This is a genomic window from Nocardioides sp. QY071 (assembly GCF_029961765.1).
GTDB lineage: Bacteria > Actinomycetota > Actinomycetes > Propionibacteriales > Nocardioidaceae > Nocardioides.
In genome coordinates, this window is record NZ_CP124681.1 from 5,175,761 (window position 1) to 5,192,931 (window position 17,171).

Genomic DNA, 17,171 nt, shown 5'->3' on the forward strand with positions numbered 1-17,171 from the left:
TAGGTTTCGTTCATGACGACGATCCATCACGTGGGCATCACGGTCAGCGACATGACGCGCTCCCTCGCGTTCTACGAGGACCTGCTCGGCGGCGAGCGCCTCGGTCCCTACGAGCGGCGTGGCCCGCGCATCGACGCGGTCACGGGCTACCCGGGCGTGGTCGTGCGCCAGGCGTTCGTCCGCGCCCAGGAGGGCACGACCGTCGTCGAGCTGCTGCAGTACGACGGCGGGTCGGACGTCGTGCTCGACCCGGACAACGGCCACGTGGGCGCCGCGCACGTCGCGATCACCGTGACCGACCTGGACGGCACACTCGATCGTCTCCGTGCCGCGGGGACCACCGCGCTGTCGGACCCGATCGTGGCCAGCGAGCCGATGGCCGGGTGCCGCGTGGTCTATGTGCTCGACCCGGACCGGGTCCGCGTGGAGCTGGTCGAGCCGCCGGCTCACGACTGACCGCGTCCGCCCGCGAGGTGGGCCAGCTCGTCCTCGGTGAGGACGAGCGTGGCCGCCTGCACCGAGTCGCGCACCGACTCCGGTCTGCTCGCCCCCGGGATCGGCACGATCCACGGCGAACGGGCGAGCTGCCAGGCCAGGGCGACCTGTTGGGGGCTCACCCCGCGCGCCTCGGCGACCTCGGCGAACGGAGCGAACGAGGAGCCGAGGGACTTCGCCTCCCGCATGCCGCCGAACGGGCCCCAGGAAAGGAAGGTGAGGCCGAGCTCGGCGCACAGGTCGATGACCGGCTCGCTCCCCCGCGCGAGCGGCGAGTACTCGTTCTGCACCGACACGAGGGCGTCCCCGATCACCTCGACCGCCAGCCGGATCTGGTCACCATCGACGTTCGAGAGCCCGATCCGGGCGACGATCCGGTCGTCGACCAGGCTCCGCAGTGCCTCCATCGACTCACGGTACGGCCGCCGCGGGTCCGGCCGGTGGTGCTGGTAGAGCGGGATGACGTCGAGGCCCAGCCGCTCCCGGGACGCCAGCGCCGCGGCGCGCAGGTGATCGCGACCACCGTCGATCCACCAGGTCAGGCCGTCGCGAGTGTGTCCGCCCTTGGTGGCGATCACCACGTCGTCCAGCGGACCGTCCCACGATCGCAGCGCCGCGACCAGCGCACGCTCGTTGACGCCGTAGCCGCCGACGGTGTCGAAGCCGGTCGGTCCGTAGACGTCGGCGGTGTCGAAGAAGGTGATGCCCGCGTCGAGCGCGGCATGGACGGCACGAGTCCCGCGCTCGACATCGCTCTCCGGGGTCTGGGTGAGAGTCATCGAGCCGAACCCGATCGCGGAGATCTCGAGGTCGCCGAGGCGTCGCTTCGGAAGGCTCACTTGCCGACCGCCGTCCAGCCGCCGTCGACCGGCAGGCACACCCCGGTGGTGTGCGTTGCGTCGAGGAGCAGGTGGACGATCTCGGCAGCCATCTCCGCCGGCGTGCAGAGGCGGCCGAGCGGCGTGCGGGCCTCGACCGGGCCCACGTCGTAGCCGTGGTCGATCATGTCCTGCACCATCGGGGTGAGCGTGTGCCCCGGTGCGACCGAGTTGACCCTGATCCCCAGCCCCGCCCACTCGATCGCGAGGTTCTCGGTGAGCTGGCGCACCGCGGCCTTCGCGACACCGTAGTCGGACTGGTTCGCCCAGCCCCGATAGGCGGTCGTCGACGACAGCGTCACCACGGACCCGCCCTGCGTCGCATCGAGCTCCACCAGGCGGCGGGTCAGCGCGGTCGCGGTCACGAGGGTGCCGACGACGTGGACGTCCAGCATCCGTCGGACGCCGGCGAGGTCGAGCTCCAGGGCCGGCACGAATGCGCCCCTGATGCCGTGGCTGGCCACCAGGTGGCGGACCACTCCTCGGTCAGCCTCGGCGGCCCGCAGGGCGGCGGTCACGGCGTCCGCGTCGGTCACGTCGAGCTCGTGATGGCCGACGTCCTGACGGGACGGGGTCGCGAGGTCCCAGACGGTCACGGCGTGCCCGCGCTCGCGGAGCCGGTCGACGACGGCCGCGCCGATCCCGCTGGCCCCACCCGTCACGACCACATGTCCGGTCATTACTCCACCTCTTGTCTCGACCAAGCGTTTGCTTGTGATGCAACCACCACGCCGCCTGACCCGCAAGGCCTGTCCCCTCCAGTGGCACTGCCGCGCTCCCCGAGGTACAGTCGCCACCAAGCAAGCGCTAGGTATGGAGGACTGATGGCGGACAAGACCATGCAGCTGACCGACGTGGCGAGCCACGTCCGGTCGGGCATGACCATCGGCATCGGCGGCTGGGGGTCGCGGCGCAAGCCGATGGCCCTGGTCCGCGAGCTGCTGCGCAGCGACGTGACCGACCTGACCGTCGTCACGTTCGGCGGACCTGACGTGGGCCTGCTCTGCGCCGCGGGCAAGGTGAAGCGGCTGGTCTACGGCTTCGTCTCGCTCGACAGCATCCCGCTCGACCCGCACTTCCGTGCCGCGCGCGAGGCCGGCACCGTCGAGACGACCGAGTACGACGAGGGCATGTTCGTCGCCGCCCTTCGCGCCGGCGCCAGCCGGCTCAGCTTCCTGCCGACCCGGGCCGGTCTCGCCTCCGACGTGCTGACGATGAACCCGGAGCTCAAGACGGTCGCGTCGCCGTACGACGACGAGGTCTACGTCGCCGTCCCTGGCGTCCGGATGGACCTCGCGCTGATCCACCTCAACCGCGCGGACGCGGCTGGCAACGGCCAGTACCTCGGCCCGGACCCCTACTTCGACGACCTCTACGCGATGGCAGCGGACCGCACCATCATGAGCGTCGAGAGGATCGTCCCCACCGAGGAGCTGACCGCGACCGCCGCGCCGCAGTCACTGCTGGTCAGCCGGATGTTCGTCTCGGGCGTCGTCGAGGCGCCGGGCGGTGCCGGGTTCACCAGCTGCGACCCCGACTACGGCCGCGACGAGGCCTTCCAACGGGAGTACGCCGAAGCCGCCCGCGACCCCGAGGCCTGGGCCGCGTTCGAGAAGTCCTACCTCGAGGAGAGCACCCGATGAGCGCGACCACCGACGTCACCACCGAGGTCACCCGCGCCGAGGTCTGCGTCGTCGCCTGCGCAGACGCCTGGCGCGGCTCCGGCGAGATCCTGGCCCACGCCGTCGGCATCGTCCCGACCATCAGCGCCCGGCTCGCGAAGCTCACCTCCGAGCCCGACCTGGTCCTCACCGACGGCGACTGCTTCTTGATGAGCGAGCCGCCGCCGCTGGGCCGCAACGCGTCCGCCGGCGGGACCATCGAGTCCTGGGCGCCGTTCCGCCGGGTCTTCGAGATCCTCGCGACCGGCCGCCGGCACAGCATGATGGGCGCCAGCCAGGTCGACCGCTACGGCAACCAGAACATCTCCTCGATCGGCGACTGGCGCAAGCCGACCCGCCAGCTGATCGGCGTACGCGGCGCGCCCGGCAACACGGTCAACCACCGCACCGACTACTGGGTCAGCAAGCACAGCGCCCGGGTCTTCGTCGAGGCCGTCGACGTCGTCTCGGGCGTCGGCAACGACCGGGCGCGCGCCCATGAGGGGAGGGCGCTGCGCTTCCACGACCTCGGCGTCGTCGTCACCGACCTCGCCGTCCTCGACTACGACGACGACGGCCGGCTCAAGGTGCGCTCGCTGCACCCCGGCGTCACCGCCGAGGAGGTCGCCGAGAACACCGGTTTCGCGATCGACACCAGCACCGCCGGAACCACGCGCCTGCCCACGGCCGAGGAGCTCGAGCTGATCCGCACGGTCCTCGACCCGAAGGGGCTGCGCGACAAGGAGGTACGACGCTGAGCGCGTCGTACTCCCGTCGTCGATGCGGCTCAGGCGAGCAGTCCGCCGTGGAGCATCTCGAGGTACTGGTCGGCGAGCGCCTTGTGCTGCAGCCGGCCGCGCGGGTTGTACCAGCGCACGGTGGACCAGATCGCGTCGCGGATGAAGCGGTAGGTCGTACCGGGGTCGAGGTCGGCGCGGAAGTCCTCCTCGACCTGCCCCTGCTTGAGCACGCCCAGCCAGACCTTCTCGACGTCGAGGCTGGCCTTCTGGACGAACGCGAACTCGGGCGTCGTGGCCAGGAGCGCCGACTCGTTCTGGTAGAGCGCGACCGCGAACGGCACCTTGTGGATGGTCTCGAAGGAGTTGTAGATCAGCCCGTCGAGCGCCTCGCGCGGGGTCTGCCCGCGCTCGGCGATGTCGCGGATCTCGCCCAGCAGGTTGCCCATGAACTCGCGGAGGATCTCCGTGAGCATGGCCTCCTTCGAGTCGAAGTGGTGGTAGAGGCTGCCCGACAGGATGCCCGCCTCGTCGGCGATGTCGCGCACCGTCGTCTGCGAGTAGCCCCGCGTCGCGAACATCTCCGCCGCGATCGCCAGGAGCTGGGCACGCCGGGACGAACCCGCGCCGTTGCTCCGCCGCCGGCCGCCGCGCGCCGTAGCCTCGTTGTTGCTGCTCGCCATGACTTGATCCTTTCCCACGGTCCCTCCCGCCGGACACACAGGCCGGCCGGGACGGGCAGGACTACAGTACCTAACAAGCACTTGTTCACGAGGAGTCTCGCCTGATGGCAGCACGGACCATTCCCGCTCTCCTGGCCCAGGGGGCCGCGACCCACGGCAGCCACCCCGCCGTCGTCGACGGTGACGTCACCGTCACCTACGAGGGCCTCAAGGACCTCGCCGTCGCCGCCGCCAGGTCCTACCGCGCCGTCGGCGTGGAGCCCGGTGACCGGGTCGCGATCTGGGCCCCGAACCGGGTCGAGTTCATCGTGGCCCTGCTGGCCGCGCAGTACATCGGCGCCTCCGTCGTCCCGCTCAACACGCGCTACCGCGGCCACGAGGCGCAGGTCGTGCTCCAGCGCTCGCGGGCGGTCGCGCTCGTGCTCTGCGACGGCTTCCTCACCACCGACTACTCCACGATGCTGCGCGACGCCGGGGCCGACCAGCCCGGTCCCGTCGTACCCGGCCTGCCGCACCTGCGCACCGTCGTCGACATGAACTCAGCCGGTCGTCCCGGCACCCTGCCGTGGACCGAGTTCCTCGCCCTCGGCGAGCGCGTGTCGGTCGAGGAGGTCGAGAAGCTCGCCGCCGAGGTCACCCCGGAGACCGTGTGCGACATCCTCTACACCTCCGGCACCACCGGCATCCCCAAGGGCGTGATGAGCACCCACGCCCAGACCATCGGCGTCGCCGACGTGTGGGCAGACGGCGCGTCGCTGTCGCCGCAGGACCGCTACGCGATCGTCAACCCGTTCTTCCACGGCTTCGGCTACAAGGCCGGCGTGATCACCTCGCTCACCGCCGGAACGACCATCTACCCGGTCCTCACCTTCGACCCGGTCGCGCTCATGCAGCTCATCCAGGACGAGAGGATCACCGTCCTCCCGGGCGCGCCGACGATCTTCATCACGCTCATCAACCACGACCGTCGTACCGAGTTCGACCTGTCGTCGCTGCGCTTCGCCATCGCGGGCGCGACCTCCGTTCCCGAGACCCTCTTCGAGCAGATGCTCGACGTCCTCGGCTTCGACACCGTCGCCCAGGCCTACGGGCTCACCGAGTGCGTCGTCGCCACGGTGTCGCGCCGCAACGAGGACCCGCGCCACATCGCCGAGACGACCGGCCCCGGAGTCCCCGGCATCGAGGTCCGCGTCGTCGGCGGCGACGGCGTCGACGCCCCGGTGGGCAGCGACGGCGAGATCTGGCTGCGCGGCGCCAACGTGATGCTCGGCTACTTCGAGGACCCCGAGGCCACCGCTTCCGCGATCGACGCCGACGGCTGGTTCCACACCGGCGACATCGGTCGTCTCGACGAGCACGGCTGCCTGAAGATCACCGACCGGATCAAGGACATGTTCATCGTCGGCGGCTTCAACGTCTATCCCGCCGAGGTCGAGAACGTCCTCGCAGCCCACCCCGCCGTCATGGAGAGCGCCGTCATCGGCGTCCCCGACGACCGGATGGGCGCTGTCGGCGCGGCCCACGTCGTACTCCGGCCCGGGACCTCCGCGACCCCGGACGAGCTCATCGCCTGGGTGCGCGAGCGGCTCGCCAACTTCAAGGTCCCGCGCGACGTCGTGCTCGAGGAGGCGCTGCCGCGCAACGCCAGCGGCAAGGTGCTCAAGACGGACCTGCGGCAGGGCTGATCCGGGCTCCTGTTCGTCGAGTAGGAGCGGCTACTCGGCGAGCTCAGAGCACTATCTCTCAAACCAAGCAAGTGCTAGGTTGTCTTCATGGCGACCGACGCACGCGTCGCGGACGGCGGGCCGGACCCGGCGCTCCACTCGACGACCTTCCGACTGAGCTACGCCGACACCGATCCGGCCGGGATCCTCTACTACGCCGCATGGTTCCCGTGGATGGAGCGGATGCAGAGCGAGTGGTTCTGGCTCAACGACCTGCGGCAGGACGAGCTCAAGCAGCGGCACGGGTTCTGGACGGTCACCGCGCACACCGCGTGTGACTACCTCGCCGCGGTCGGACTCTTCGACGAGATCCGGATCGAGCTGAGGCTCGGGGCGGTCGGGCGGCGCTCGTTCGAGATGTTGCACCGGATGGTGCGCACGGCCGACGACGAGGTCGTGGCGCGAGCGCGGATCCGCATCGTCGCCGTCTCCCCCGGCATCGACTCGGTCGAGATCCCGCCCCTGCTGCGGCAGCACCTCGACGCCTGGGCGCAGGGCGCCCGCCTCACCACCACGGACCAGACGAACGAACCGACCCCCACGGAGGCCACCGCATGAGCTACGGAACCACCCTCGTCACCGGCGCGACCGGCGGACTCGGCGCGGCGATCTGCCGCCGCCTCGCCGAGGACGGCGCCGACCTGCTCCTCCTGCACCGGCGTACGGCGCCCGACGCCCTGGTCGCCGAGCTCGGCACCAGCGTGCGCGGCACGCGGCAGTGCGAGCTCAGCGACGCGGCCTCGGTCGGCCAGGCGGTCAGCGAGCTGGAGGCCGAGCACGGGCAGGTCCGCACGGTCGTCCACGCCGCCGGCCCACACGTGCCGATGGTCCACCTGTCGAAGGTCACGCCCGAGCAGTTCGCGAACCAGGTCGACCAGGACGTCGTCGCGTTCTTCAACCTCGCCCACGCCGTGCTGCCCTCGCTGCGCGCGACCCAGGGCACGTTGACCGCGGTCACCACGGCCGCCACGGTGCGATACCCGATCCGCGACGGCCTCTCGTCCTCCCCCAAGGCGGCCGTCGAGGCGCTCGCGCGCGGGCTGGCGGCCGAGGAGGGGCGCTTCGGCGTTCGCGTCAACTGCGTCGGCCCCGGCATGCTCACCGACGGCATGGCCGAGCGCTTGATCGCCAACGGCGACCTCGACGAGCGCGCCCTCGACGTCGCGCGCACCAACATCCCCCTGCGCCGGTTCGGTACGGCGGTCGACATCGCCGAGGCCGTCGCGTTCCTGGCCAGCGATCGGGCCGGGTTCGTCACCGGGCAGAAGCTCGACATCGACGGCGGCTACGGAGTCTGAGGAGACAGCGATGACCAACGACACGATCAACCTCGGCTTCACCCCCGGCGACGCCGTCATCGTGACCGGTGCCGGCAGCGGCATCGGTCGCGCGGTCGCCCTCGGCGCGCTCGACGCCGGCCTGCGCGTCAGTGGCTGGGACCTGCGCCCCGACGGCCTCGAGGACCTGGCGGCCAAGGGTGTCCACACCGCGGTCTGCGACGTCGCCGACGCGTCGGCGCGCGCCGACGCGCTGTCCGCGACGACCGCTGCCCTGGGCGGAGTGCCGCGCTACCTGGTCAACAACGCCGGCCCGTCCTCGCAGGTGCCCCTCGACTTCGAGGAGGCCGTGCGGATCAGCGTCGGCAGCGTGCGCGGCCTGACCCAGGACTGGCTCGACGCCGGTACGCCGACCGGCTCGGCGATGGTCGTGACAGCGTCGGTCGCGGGCAACAGGGTCGGCACCGAGAGCGACTGGTACTCCGCGTCGAAGGCCGCCGTCATGGGCTACGTCCGCCACCTGGCGGCCCACAAGGCGGACCTCATCCGCGCCAACGGCATCGGGCCGGGCATGACCGACACCCCGCGACTGGCCGGCTTCGCGCAGTCCGAGATGGGCCACCACATCCTCGGCCGGGTTCCGCTGAAGCGGATGGGCCGGCCCGAGGAGATGGCCTGGCCGATCCTCTTCCTGCTGTCACCGCTGGCGTCGTACGTCAACGGCGTCTTCCTGCCGGTCGACGGCGGCTGGACGATCACCCAATAGCGTCGGCAGGGCTCAGGCGGTCAGCCAGCCCGGTCGGGCCGGCGGACGCAGCTCGCGCAGCGTGAGGGCCCGCTCCTCGAACAGCTGAGCCGTCCGCTCGGGGTCGGTCAAGCACCAGAAGTCCCCGCGAGCCACCGCCTCGAGGAGGAGCGAAGCCGCCCGCCCGGGCTCCATGCCCTGCTCCTGGATGGCCGTCGCCATCCGGGCGAAGGTGGCGCGCGCGTCGGCGTCGACCGGGTCACCCCCTCGCCGTACGTCGTCGAAGATCCGGGTGCGGACCCAGTTGGGCAGCAGCGCCGAGACCTGGACAGGGGTCTCGGCGGCCCTCAGCTCGAGGTCGAGGCACTGCACCAGGGCGAGGGCGGCGTGCTTGCTGGCGACGTACGCCGACTGGTACGGCAAGGAGGTCACCGCGCCTGTCGACGCGACCACCGCGAAGACCCCCGGCCGCTCCTGGGCGGCCATCCGCGGTACGGCGGAGCGCGCGCAGTGGAAGGCGCCGTCTGTTGACGGCCATCACCCGGCGCCACTGCTCGGGCGTCATGTCGCAGACCCGGTCGCCGGACTCGATGCCGGCGTTGCTGACGACGAGGTCGACGCTGCCGTGCTCCGCCCAGACCGAGGCGAACAGGGCGTCGACCGCGTGGCCGTCGGCGACGTCGAGGACATGGGCCGCGGCACTGCCGCCCGCCGCGACGCACGCGGTCGCGACGGCGGTGGCGCGGTCGCGGTCGACGTCGGTGACCAGCACGTGCACACCGTCCGCGGCGAGGCGGGCGGCCATCGCCTCCCCGAGTCCCGATCCCGCGCCGGTCACCAGGGCGATGCCGCCTCCGAACCGGTCTGCCACTGCTGTGCTCATCAGACCTCCTGATCGCGCTCCTCCAGGCGCTCGGCGAGCATCCCGCGCACGGTGGCGCGCGAGAGCTTTCCCGTGGTGGTGTGGGGCAGGGCGTCCATCCAGACCACGGCGTCGGGCACCTCGTACCTCGCCAGTACAGCCCGCGCCCCGGCCAGCACCGCCGCGTCGTTCCGCCCATCGGCATCCGCGTCGTCGGCGGGCACCGCGACCGCGACCAGCCGCTGCCCGCGCCGCGGGTCCAGCAGGCCCACGACAGCGACCTGGGCGATGTACGGCGACTGAGCAAGCGCCTGCTCGACCCGCACCGGGTCGACGTTGAACCCCGACACGACGAGCTGGTCATCGACGCGCCCGGTGATGCAGAGAGCGCCGTCCGGGTGGACGTGTCCCTCGTCGCCCGTGGCGAGCCAGCCGCCGGCATCGGTGGGGACGGCGACCTGGTAGCCGCGGGTCAGCACCCGGCCACGTGCGCCCGCCGGCAGTGGATCCCCCAGGGCGTCGACCACGGCCACCTCCACACCGGGCACGACGGTCATCGGGGCATGGCCACCGCTGGTCAGCCGGCCGATGTCGGGGCAGATCGCGACCGTGCCACAGGTCTGGGTGAGTCCGTACCCGGACGACACCCGCGGGATCCCCGCCACGGCGGCCATCGGCAGCAGCGCGTCGGGACGCACCTCGGTCGCACCGGTCATGAACAGCCGCACCTGCGGGCCCAGGCTTGCGCCGGCGGACACCGCGGCGGCGAGGTCGTGCAGCAGCGCGGGCGGTCCCGCGACGATCGTCGCGGAGGAGTCCCGGACCAGCCCGGGCAGGGCTTCGCGGTCGCGCTCAGGCACCAGCCGCACGGACGCGCCGGTCAGCAGAGCCAGCACCAGCAGCCCGTTGAAGCCGAAGGAGTGCGCCAGGGGCACGACACCCAGCAGCCGGTCACTCCGGTCGATGTCGAGCATGGCCGCCACGTCGACGTACAGCCTCACCAGCACGTCGTGGTCCATCGCCACCGTGCTCCGGTGCCCCGCCGTGCCCGACGTCGCGAGCAGCACGGCGGGTCCGGACGGTTCAACTACCGAATCTGTCGCCGGATCGGCCGATGCGCGACGAATCCGGTAGTTGAACCGACCACAGACCAACCCGAGGTCGAGCTCTCCCTCCACCGGGAGCTCGGCCACGACGACCCGGGCGCCGACGCGGTCGGCGTAGGCCTGCCGGGAGGCCACCGGCTCCTCCGCCCCGAGGGGCGCCAGGGTCGCGCCGAGCAGGTGGACGCCGCCGGCGACGAGCACCCACTCGACCGTGTTCCTGGCCTGCAGTACGACGACGTCTCCGGGCCCCACACCGGCGCCCCGGAGCGCATCAGTGACGGCCTGGGCGCGCGGCAGCAGCTCGGCCCAGCTCAGCCACCCGCGACCGTCGTCGACGGCGGGATCGTCGGGATGGACGCGGGCGCGTTCGATCCAGAGCTCGGCGATGGTCGCAGCCACGTGTCCCACCCTGCCGGTGACTCGTTGGTAGGTCACCTCTGATTTCACTCCTTGGCCAACCAAGCGCTCGACCGGGACAAGGGTATTCCTAGTAGGTATAGTTCGAACCGTTACCAGATAGCTAGGATGAAGCCCGTGCCGACCAAGGGACCCGACGTGCCGTCGGACGACGCCGCGCCCACGCTCCCACCCACCGGATGGGCGGTCCTCGGGCTTCTCTCGTTCGGCGAGGAGCTGTCCGGCTACGACCTCAAGCGCTGGGCCGACTGGAGCTTGAAGTTCTTCTACTGGTCGCCGTCGTTCTCCCAGATCTACGGCGAGCTGCGCCGGCTGGAGAAGCTCGGTCTCGCCAGTTCACGGATCGAGAACCGCGACGACGTCCGCGGCAAGCGGATGTACCAGATCACTGACGCTGGCCACACCGCGCTGCGCGACTGGTCGGCCGACGACCACGTCGACCCGGTCGTCCTCAAGCACGGCGTGATGCTGCGCCTGTGGCTCGGTCACCTCTCCGACCCCGACCGGCTGCGCGCCGTGCTCGCCGAGCACCGCGACCAGTCCGAGCGGATGCGGGTCCGCGCCGAGGCCGACCGCGAGGGCGCGACCGCCGAGCCCGGCTGGGCCTTCCCCGAGCTGGTGCTGCGCTGGTCGGAGCGCTACTACGCCGACGAGCGCGACCGGGCCGAGCTGATGCTCGCCGAGCTCGACGAGGCGGCACGCACCTGGGGCACGTCGTCCGCGGCCGAGGCCCGGCGTACGTCGGAAGAGCTGCGGCAGCACCGCGGCTAGGAGGGGTACGGCGATGACGGAGTCAGCGACGCGACTGGGCGTCCTCGAGCGCGCGACGATGATCCTCGACGCGTTCGACGACGCACCCGGCCCGCTCGGGCTGGACGACATCGCCGAGATCACCGAGCTCCCCCGCACGACCGTCTTCCGGCTGCTGACCACGCTGCGCGACCTCGGCTGGGTCCACCACGACCGCCGCGGCTACTCGCCGGGGCGCCGACTGAACGCGACCGGCGGCGAGGGCGAGCACCTCGACCTGCGCGCCGCCGCGTCGGTCGCGCTCAACGAGCTCCAGCTCGCCACGGACGCCGTCGTCCACCTCTCGGTGCTCGACGGCCCGATCGTGCACTACCTCGACAAGGTCGGCGGCGCCCGCGCCACGACCATCCCCTCCCGAGTCGGCGGCCGGATCATCGCCACCGACTCGGTCAGCGGACTCGCGATGTTGGCGGCCCTCGCCCCGGAGCAGGTCGACGCCCTGGTGGGTCACCTCGACCGTACGCCGGGCGGGCTCGAGTCGGTGCACCACGAGCTGGCCGCCGTACGACGCCGCAAGGGGATCGCGATCCTCGACGGCCTCCCCGGCACCGGGATCAGCTCGATGGCCACGGTGGTCCCGGGCCCGCGCGGCCCGCGACCGATCGCCGCGATCTCCGTGGTCCGACGCGGTCACCTGCCGCTCCCCGTCGTCGGCCCGCTGTTGCTCGCCGCGGCCCGGACGACCAGCCGCACGCTGTACCCGGACTGGGTCCCGTCGAAGCGCGGCGCCGTCCTCCGCCTGGCCTGAGAGCACGCCGACCCGGCAGAAAGTTGCGCCGGGTCGGCGCCGACCCGGCGCAACTTTCTGCCGGGTCGGCGATCAGGTCAGCCCGCGGTCTTGCCGAAGTACGCGTCCTGCAGCAGCGTCATGTCGCTGACCTCGCTGGCGGGCGAGGAGAGCATCGTGCGGCCCATGTCGAGGACGGTGACGTGGTCGGCGATCGCGAAGGACGCCTCGACGGCCTGCTCGACCAGGAGGATGCCGATGCCGGTCTCCTTGAGCTGGTGCACCCGCTCCATCACCTCGTTGACGATGACCGGGGCGAGGCCGCCGGACGGCTCGTCGAGCATGAGCAGCCGCGGCTGGGCCATCAGCGCCTGGCCGATGGCGAGCATCTGCTGCTGGCCGCCCGACATGCTGGCCGCGGGCAACGCCCGCTTCTCGGCGAGGATCGGGAACAGCTCGTAGATCCGCTCGGCCTCGGAGCGCAGCTCGGACCGCTTCATCTTGCGGGTGTAGCCGCCGAGGAGCAGGTTCTGCTCGATCGTCTGCGAGTGGAAGACTCGCTTGCCCTCCTGCACGTAGGCGATCCCCTGCCGCACCCGCTGGTGCGCGGGCACCTTGGCGAGCGACTCCCCGCGGTAGCGGACCTCGCCGGCCACGATCTTGTTGAGGCCGCTGATCGCACGGATCGTCGTGGTCTTGCCTGCGCCGTTGCGACCGAGCAGGACGGTGATCTCACCGGCCCGCACGTCGAACGACACGTCCCACACGACCCGCAGGTCGCCGTACCCGGTGCCGAGGCCGCGGACCTCGAGCAGCAGCTCGTTCGCCTTGTCCCCGGTGCTCTCGGTGCTCATCGGTCGGCCCCTTCCGCCGCTCCATCGGTGAGTACGTCGGCCAGCACCACGTGCGCGGACGCCGGCGCGTCGGGGTCGATGCCGAGGTACTCGCTCATCACCCGCTCGTTGTTCTGGATCTCCTCCGGCGTTCCCTTGGCCATCAGCTCGCCGTGGGCGAGCGCGACGATCTCGTCGGCCAGGGAGAGCACGAGCTGGAAGTTGTGCTCGACCAGGACGACGGTGCCGCCCGCGTCGCGCACCCGGCGGATCACCTCGGCGAGCCGCTCGACCTCGTCCTCGTCCAGGCCGGACGCGGTCTCGTCGAGCAGCAGCACGCCCGGGTTGCTGATCAGGCAGCGGGCCACCTCGAGGAGACGACGCTGGCCCAACGGCAGCGCGGTCGCCTCGGCGTTCTCCAGGTGCCGGATCCCGACCAGGTCGAGCACGCGGTCGGCCTCGGACAGGTCGCCCTTGCGGACCTTGCGGTAGCGGGGCAGGCGCAGCACGGCCTCGAGGACGGTGGCCCGGTGGCCGGCGTACCGACCCGCCATGACGGCCTCGCGGACGGTGATGCCCTCGGGGATGTTGGGCGTCTGGAAGGTGCGCGCCACGCCCGTGCGGGCGACCCGGTCCGGGCCCATCCGCTGCAGCTGCCGGTCGTCGAGGGCGATGACGCCCGCGTCGGTGCGGTAGAAGCCGCAGATCATGTTGAGCAGGGTGGTCTTGCCCGAGCCGTTGGGCCCGATCAGCGCGGTCACCCGGCCCGGCGTGGCGGTGAGGTCGACGCCCTTGAGCGCCTGGTTGCCGCCGAACGCCTTGGCGACGCCCTCGACCTTGAGCACCTTGCCGGGTACGGCGGGCACCTCGTCGGCCGCTGAGACGGACCGCTCGGACCGCTCGGCCGCGGTCGAGGGGTCCTCTGCGACCAGCCTGCGCCACAGCGCCCGGGCCAGGCCGGAGAGGCCGCCGGTCAGCAGCACGCCGCCGATGATGAGGAAGGCGCCGGTGACGACCAATGAGTACTTCTGGAAGTCGGTCGACTGGTTGAGGCCGAACTGCAGGATGAACGCGCCGAACACGGCGCCGTACACGCTGGCCGAGCCGCCGAGCACCGACGACGCCAGGATGGTGGTGGCGACGGTGAACGAGAAGGCCTCGGGCGAGATGTACAGGTCCAGGCTGGCGAAGAGCGCGCCGGCTAGACCCGCCGGGACGGCGCCGAGGGCATAGGCCATCAGCTTCATCCGGAACACGTTGATGCCCATCGAGGCCGCGAGTACGGGGCTCTGCTTGAGTACCCGCAGCGCGGTGCCGTGCCGGGAGACGGCGATGTTGCGCATCACCGCGAACCAGCCGACGGTCACGATCGCGATGACCATGAAGTAGTCCTCGGGCGTGAGCAGCCGGCCGAACAACGTCGGCGAGAGGATGCCGCTGAGGCCGTTGCGGCCGCCCGTGTCCTCGCGGAAGATCGCGATCACGTCGGGCAACAGCAGCACCAGGAAGAACGATGTCATGGCCAGCGACCAGCTGCCGAGCCGCAGGCCCGGGATACCGGTGATCACTCCCACCAGCAGAGCCGCGACCCCGGCCGCGACGAGCTGCAGCACGATGTCGGTGTGCCCGTGCAGGGAGAGCAGGCCTGCCGTGTAGGCGCCGGCGGCGTACATCGCCACCTGGCCGAGCGCGAGCTCACCGGCGAAACCGAGGCTCAGGTTGAGGCCGCTGACCAGCAGCGACAGGATCATCGCCAGCTGGAGCTGGCGGACGATGGAGTACTCCAGGTTGAAGTACGGCACCAGGATCAGCAGGATCCCCAGCGCCAGCGGGACGATCCAGAGCGGACCGCCGGCAATGCGGCGTGCGAGCGTCTGAGCAGCCATGGTCAGACCACCCTTTCCTTCGTGCGGACGAAGAGCCCGGCGGGACGCACCATGAGGACGGTGATGAGGATCAGGAAGACCGCGAGGTTGGCGTACTCGCCGCCCAGGTAGCGCGAGGCGTAGGCCTCGGCCAGCCCGACCAGGGTGCCGCCGACCAGGGTGCCCGGCATCGAGCCGAAGCCGCCGATGGCCAGGACCACGAAGCCCTTGAGCGCGAGCGCAGCACCGAGCGTGGAGACGGCGAAGGTCTTGGACCCCACGAACATGCCGGCGAAGCCGGCGAGGGCACCCGCGGCCACGAAGGCCATGAAGGCCATCCGGCGCACGTTCACGCCGCGCAGCAGTGCGGCCTCGCGGTCCTCGGCCATGCCGAGCAGGGCCAGGCCGGTCAGCGAGCGGCGGCTGTAGATGCCGAGCGCGACGACGAGCAGCACGGCCAGAGCGATCAGGAACAGCTCGACCGGGTAGGCCCGGCCGCCCAGCAGCGTGAACGCCTCGTCACCGCCGAAGAAGGGGACCGTCAGGGGCTGCGTGCCCCAGGTCAGCTGGGCGATGCCGTCGAGGAGGATCGAGGCGCCCAGCGTGGTGACCAGGATGTTGTGCATGTCGCCGACCGGGCGGATCGCGATCCGCTCCTCGATCGCGGCGACCAGGGCGACGGCGATCGCCGCCATCGGGACCACCGCCACGGCGGGCAGGTCCCAGGTCACGAGACCGGTGTAGGCCACGAAGGCGCCGACCATGGTCAGCTGCGCGTGGGCGAAGTTGAAGGTCTTCGAGGAGATGAAGACGATGTTGTAGCCGATGGCGACGATCGCGTAGATCGCCCCCAGGGACAGGCCACCCCAGATCAGAGTCACGGTGATTCCCTCGGGTCGTACGGCGAACGCCGGCGGGACGGGTCACCCCACCCCGCCGGCGTCAGCACGTCAGTGGAACTGGCCGTCCTTGAGCGGGCCGGGGGCGATGAACTCGAACTCCTCGGGCGCCGGGTTGGCGGCGTGGGAGTCGGCCGAGAAGCGGTAGGTGCCGATGACCGCGGTGGTGGCCTCCTCCTGCACGTCGGCGTCGAGGAGCGCCTCGGCGATCTTCTTCGGGTCGGTCGAGTCGGCCTCGTCGGCGGCGGCCTGGACGAGGGCGAGCGCGTCGTTGTTGTAGGCGAGGATCAGCGTCGCCTTGATCGGGTCGATCTTCTTCATCCGGGCGACCAGGTCGTTGGCGTCGGTCGCAGCCGCGTCGTACGCGGTGCTCTTGAAGACCTGCATCACCAGGTTCTTGACGGCGGGCGTGCCGAGGACGCCCGAGGGCGGCTCGGTGGAGATCAGCGTGGTGGCGGACACCGAGGTGTTGCCGACAATCGGGATGTCCCAGCCGAGCTTCTCGATGCCCTTGAGGACGTAGCCGAGCGGGGCGCCGTACGCGTCCAGCACCAACACGTCGGGGCTCTTGGCGCGGATCGCCTCGAGCTGCGCGGTCATGTCGAGGGCGGCGACGTCGTACTCCTCGTTGGCGACGACATCGAGGCCGGCGGCGTCGAAGGTCTTCTCGGAGGCGGCGCCGTAGACCTCGCCGTAGGAGCTCGAGCCGTGCAGGATGCCGACCTTGGCGTAGCCCTTCTCCTCGAAGTACGGCGGGTACGCGTCGAGCTGGTTCTGCGCGCTGGCCGAGAGGTCGAAGTTGAGCGGGAACGCCTTCGGGTCCGCGGAGGTCGCGGTCGGGCCGATGTTGAAGGACAGGATGCTGTTCTGCTTGAGGATCGGCAGGGTCGCGTCAGCGACGGTCGACGGGCCCGAGTTGAGGACCAGGTCGGGCTTGCCCTTGGCGATCGCCTCACGCAGCTTGGTGACGGCGACGGTCGGGTCGGCCTGGTCGTCGAGGACCTCGATCTTGACCTTCTTGCCGTCGATCCCGCCGCTGGCGTTGACGAGGTCGACGCCGGCCTTCGCGGACAGGACCGAGGTGGAGGCGTTGTCGGCGAGGGGGCCCTCGGCCGAGATGCCGCCGAGCACCAGGACGCGGTACTCGCCGTCCTTGCTGCCGCTGCCGGAGTCCTCGCCGGCGCAGCCCGCGGCGACCATGGCGAGGGCGGCGAGTCCGCCGACCACCTTGAACAGACGTGTCTTCATCCCAGATTCCTTCTGATGAGCGTGGGCAGGCCGGGCAGGCCCGCCAGTTCGACGCGAGGAGCCGAGCCTCTCGTTATGACCTTCCGGGGTATTACGAATCGTCATAGTAGGTGACAAACCAAGCAAACGCTAGGGCAAGCGGCAAGGGATCTCGCGCGATCCCCGCGTGCTCGATGCAAGCACTCAGCTCCGCTGCCTGCCGGC

At 71.1% G+C, this 17,171-nt stretch carries 19 protein-coding genes; 10 read left to right on the forward strand and 9 right to left on the reverse strand.

Going from position 1 to position 17,171, the window contains the following annotated elements; translation table 11 throughout:
* The first annotated feature begins 12 nt into the window (after nucleotides 1–12).
* Nucleotides 13–456: a VOC family protein gene (locus QI633_RS24855; RefSeq protein ID WP_282427427.1), complete on the forward strand. Its 444-nt coding sequence runs from the start codon at nucleotides 13–15 to the stop codon at nucleotides 454–456.
* Here the strand turns inward: QI633_RS24855 and QI633_RS24860 are convergent.
* Nucleotides 447–1,334: an aldo/keto reductase gene (locus QI633_RS24860; protein ID WP_282427428.1), complete on the reverse strand. Its 888-nt coding sequence runs from the start codon at nucleotides 1,332–1,334 to the stop codon at nucleotides 447–449. The genes QI633_RS24855 and QI633_RS24860 overlap by 10 nt on opposite strands.
* A complete protein-coding gene (locus tag QI633_RS24865; protein WP_282427429.1) occupies nucleotides 1,331–2,053 on the reverse strand; it encodes an SDR family oxidoreductase in 723 nt (240 codons plus the stop codon). The genes QI633_RS24860 and QI633_RS24865 overlap by 4 nt, the downstream gene beginning before the upstream one ends.
* 144 nt (nucleotides 2,054–2,197) lie before the next feature.
* On the opposite strand from QI633_RS24865, the gene QI633_RS24870 reads away from it, so the two are divergent.
* Nucleotides 2,198–3,016 (forward strand): CoA-transferase, encoded by an 819-nt coding sequence (locus QI633_RS24870; RefSeq protein ID WP_141796935.1) that lies wholly within the window; start codon nucleotides 2,198–2,200, stop codon nucleotides 3,014–3,016.
* Complete coding sequence (locus QI633_RS24875; protein ID WP_141796934.1) at nucleotides 3,013–3,792, forward strand: CoA-transferase; 780 nt, start codon at nucleotides 3,013–3,015, stop codon at nucleotides 3,790–3,792. The genes QI633_RS24870 and QI633_RS24875 overlap by 4 nt, the downstream gene beginning before the upstream one ends.
* A gap of 29 nt (nucleotides 3,793–3,821) precedes the next feature.
* On the opposite strand, the gene QI633_RS24880 is transcribed toward QI633_RS24875, so the two are convergent.
* Nucleotides 3,822–4,454, reverse strand: a complete 633-nt coding sequence (locus QI633_RS24880) for a TetR/AcrR family transcriptional regulator (RefSeq protein WP_141796933.1) — start codon at nucleotides 4,452–4,454, stop codon at nucleotides 3,822–3,824.
* A gap of 104 nt (nucleotides 4,455–4,558) precedes the next feature.
* On the opposite strand from QI633_RS24880, the gene QI633_RS24885 reads away from it, so the two are divergent.
* From QI633_RS24885 to QI633_RS24900, 4 genes are all read left to right on the forward strand, one after another.
* Complete coding sequence (locus QI633_RS24885) at nucleotides 4,559–6,139, forward strand: AMP-binding protein (protein WP_141796932.1); 1,581 nt, start codon at nucleotides 4,559–4,561, stop codon at nucleotides 6,137–6,139.
* 87 nt (nucleotides 6,140–6,226) lie between these two features.
* Nucleotides 6,227–6,736 carry an acyl-CoA thioesterase gene (locus tag QI633_RS24890; RefSeq protein WP_282427430.1) on the forward strand — a complete coding sequence of 170 codons (510 nt, stop codon included), beginning with the start codon at nucleotides 6,227–6,229 and terminating at the stop codon, nucleotides 6,734–6,736.
* On the forward strand, nucleotides 6,733–7,476 hold the full coding sequence (locus tag QI633_RS24895) for an SDR family oxidoreductase (RefSeq protein ID WP_141796930.1): 744 nt from the start codon (nucleotides 6,733–6,735) through the stop codon (nucleotides 7,474–7,476). The genes QI633_RS24890 and QI633_RS24895 overlap by 4 nt, the downstream gene beginning before the upstream one ends.
* A gap of 10 nt (nucleotides 7,477–7,486) precedes the next feature.
* Nucleotides 7,487–8,221: an SDR family oxidoreductase gene (locus tag QI633_RS24900; RefSeq protein ID WP_141796929.1), complete on the forward strand. Its 735-nt coding sequence runs from the start codon at nucleotides 7,487–7,489 to the stop codon at nucleotides 8,219–8,221.
* A gap of 12 nt (nucleotides 8,222–8,233) precedes the next feature.
* Here QI633_RS24900 and QI633_RS24905 read toward each other — a convergent pair whose 3' ends face one another.
* Nucleotides 8,234–8,686, reverse strand: coding sequence for an SDR family NAD(P)-dependent oxidoreductase (locus QI633_RS24905; RefSeq protein ID WP_282427431.1), 453 nt, complete (start codon nucleotides 8,684–8,686; stop codon nucleotides 8,234–8,236).
* Here QI633_RS24905 and QI633_RS24910 point away from each other — a divergent pair.
* Nucleotides 8,592–9,095, forward strand: a complete 504-nt coding sequence (locus tag QI633_RS24910) for a hypothetical protein (RefSeq protein ID WP_282429336.1) — start codon at nucleotides 8,592–8,594, stop codon at nucleotides 9,093–9,095. The two genes, QI633_RS24905 and QI633_RS24910, sit on opposite strands and share 95 nt — an antisense overlap.
* Here QI633_RS24910 and QI633_RS24915 read toward each other — a convergent pair.
* On the reverse strand, nucleotides 9,083–10,567 hold the full coding sequence (locus tag QI633_RS24915) for an AMP-binding protein (RefSeq protein ID WP_282427432.1): 1,485 nt from the start codon (nucleotides 10,565–10,567) through the stop codon (nucleotides 9,083–9,085). The two genes, QI633_RS24910 and QI633_RS24915, sit on opposite strands and share 13 nt — an antisense overlap.
* A gap of 135 nt (nucleotides 10,568–10,702) precedes the next feature.
* Between QI633_RS24915 and QI633_RS24920 the strand changes: the two genes are divergently transcribed.
* Nucleotides 10,703–11,356, forward strand: a complete 654-nt coding sequence (locus QI633_RS24920) for a helix-turn-helix transcriptional regulator (RefSeq protein ID WP_222117715.1) — start codon at nucleotides 10,703–10,705, stop codon at nucleotides 11,354–11,356.
* A gap of 13 nt (nucleotides 11,357–11,369) precedes the next feature.
* Complete coding sequence (locus QI633_RS24925; protein WP_141796925.1) at nucleotides 11,370–12,143, forward strand: IclR family transcriptional regulator; 774 nt, start codon at nucleotides 11,370–11,372, stop codon at nucleotides 12,141–12,143.
* A gap of 77 nt (nucleotides 12,144–12,220) precedes the next feature.
* Here QI633_RS24925 and QI633_RS24930 read toward each other — a convergent pair whose 3' ends face one another.
* The 4 genes from QI633_RS24930 to QI633_RS24945 all read right to left on the reverse strand — a co-directional run bounded on the left by QI633_RS24930 (nucleotide 12,221) and on the right by QI633_RS24945 (nucleotide 16,967).
* Nucleotides 12,221–12,976 carry an ABC transporter ATP-binding protein gene (locus QI633_RS24930; protein WP_141796924.1) on the reverse strand — a complete coding sequence of 252 codons (756 nt, stop codon included), beginning with the start codon at nucleotides 12,974–12,976 and terminating at the stop codon, nucleotides 12,221–12,223.
* Nucleotides 12,973–14,841, reverse strand: coding sequence for a branched-chain amino acid ABC transporter ATP-binding protein/permease (locus tag QI633_RS24935; protein WP_282427433.1), 1,869 nt, complete (start codon nucleotides 14,839–14,841; stop codon nucleotides 12,973–12,975). The genes QI633_RS24930 and QI633_RS24935 overlap by 4 nt, the downstream gene beginning before the upstream one ends.
* 2 nt (nucleotides 14,842–14,843) lie before the next feature.
* On the reverse strand, nucleotides 14,844–15,701 hold the full coding sequence (locus QI633_RS24940; RefSeq protein ID WP_282427434.1) for a branched-chain amino acid ABC transporter permease: 858 nt from the start codon (nucleotides 15,699–15,701) through the stop codon (nucleotides 14,844–14,846).
* A gap of 69 nt (nucleotides 15,702–15,770) precedes the next feature.
* Complete coding sequence (locus QI633_RS24945; protein ID WP_141796921.1) at nucleotides 15,771–16,967, reverse strand: ABC transporter substrate-binding protein; 1,197 nt, start codon at nucleotides 16,965–16,967, stop codon at nucleotides 15,771–15,773.
* Between the last annotated feature and the right edge of the window lie 204 nt (nucleotides 16,968–17,171).

Coding starts and splice junctions, on each gene's coding strand:
- QI633_RS24855 (WP_282427427.1), top strand. CDS start 13: ATGACGACGATCCATCACGTGGGCATCACGGTCAGCGACATGACGCGC.
- QI633_RS24885 (WP_141796932.1), top strand. CDS start 4,559: ATGGCAGCACGGACCATTCCCGCTCTCCTGGCCCAGGGGGCCGCGACC.
- QI633_RS24875 (WP_141796934.1), top strand. CDS start 3,013: ATGAGCGCGACCACCGACGTCACCACCGAGGTCACCCGCGCCGAGGTC.
- QI633_RS24925 (WP_141796925.1), top strand. CDS start 11,370: ATGACGGAGTCAGCGACGCGACTGGGCGTCCTCGAGCGCGCGACGATG.
- QI633_RS24895 (WP_141796930.1), top strand. CDS start 6,733: ATGAGCTACGGAACCACCCTCGTCACCGGCGCGACCGGCGGACTCGGC.
- QI633_RS24880 (WP_141796933.1), bottom strand. CDS start 4,454: ATGGCGAGCAGCAACAACGAGGCTACGGCGCGCGGCGGCCGGCGGCGG.
- QI633_RS24905 (WP_282427431.1), bottom strand. CDS start 8,686: ATGGCCGCCCAGGAGCGGCCGGGGGTCTTCGCGGTGGTCGCGTCGACA.
- QI633_RS24930 (WP_141796924.1), bottom strand. CDS start 12,976: ATGAGCACCGAGAGCACCGGGGACAAGGCGAACGAGCTGCTGCTCGAG.
- QI633_RS24870 (WP_141796935.1), top strand. CDS start 2,198: ATGGCGGACAAGACCATGCAGCTGACCGACGTGGCGAGCCACGTCCGG.
- QI633_RS24865 (WP_282427429.1), bottom strand. CDS start 2,053: ATGACCGGACATGTGGTCGTGACGGGTGGGGCCAGCGGGATCGGCGCG.
- QI633_RS24935 (WP_282427433.1), bottom strand. CDS start 14,841: ATGGCTGCTCAGACGCTCGCACGCCGCATTGCCGGCGGTCCGCTCTGG.
- QI633_RS24945 (WP_141796921.1), bottom strand. CDS start 16,967: ATGAAGACACGTCTGTTCAAGGTGGTCGGCGGACTCGCCGCCCTCGCC.
- QI633_RS24890 (WP_282427430.1), top strand. CDS start 6,227: ATGGCGACCGACGCACGCGTCGCGGACGGCGGGCCGGACCCGGCGCTC.
- QI633_RS24900 (WP_141796929.1), top strand. CDS start 7,487: ATGACCAACGACACGATCAACCTCGGCTTCACCCCCGGCGACGCCGTC.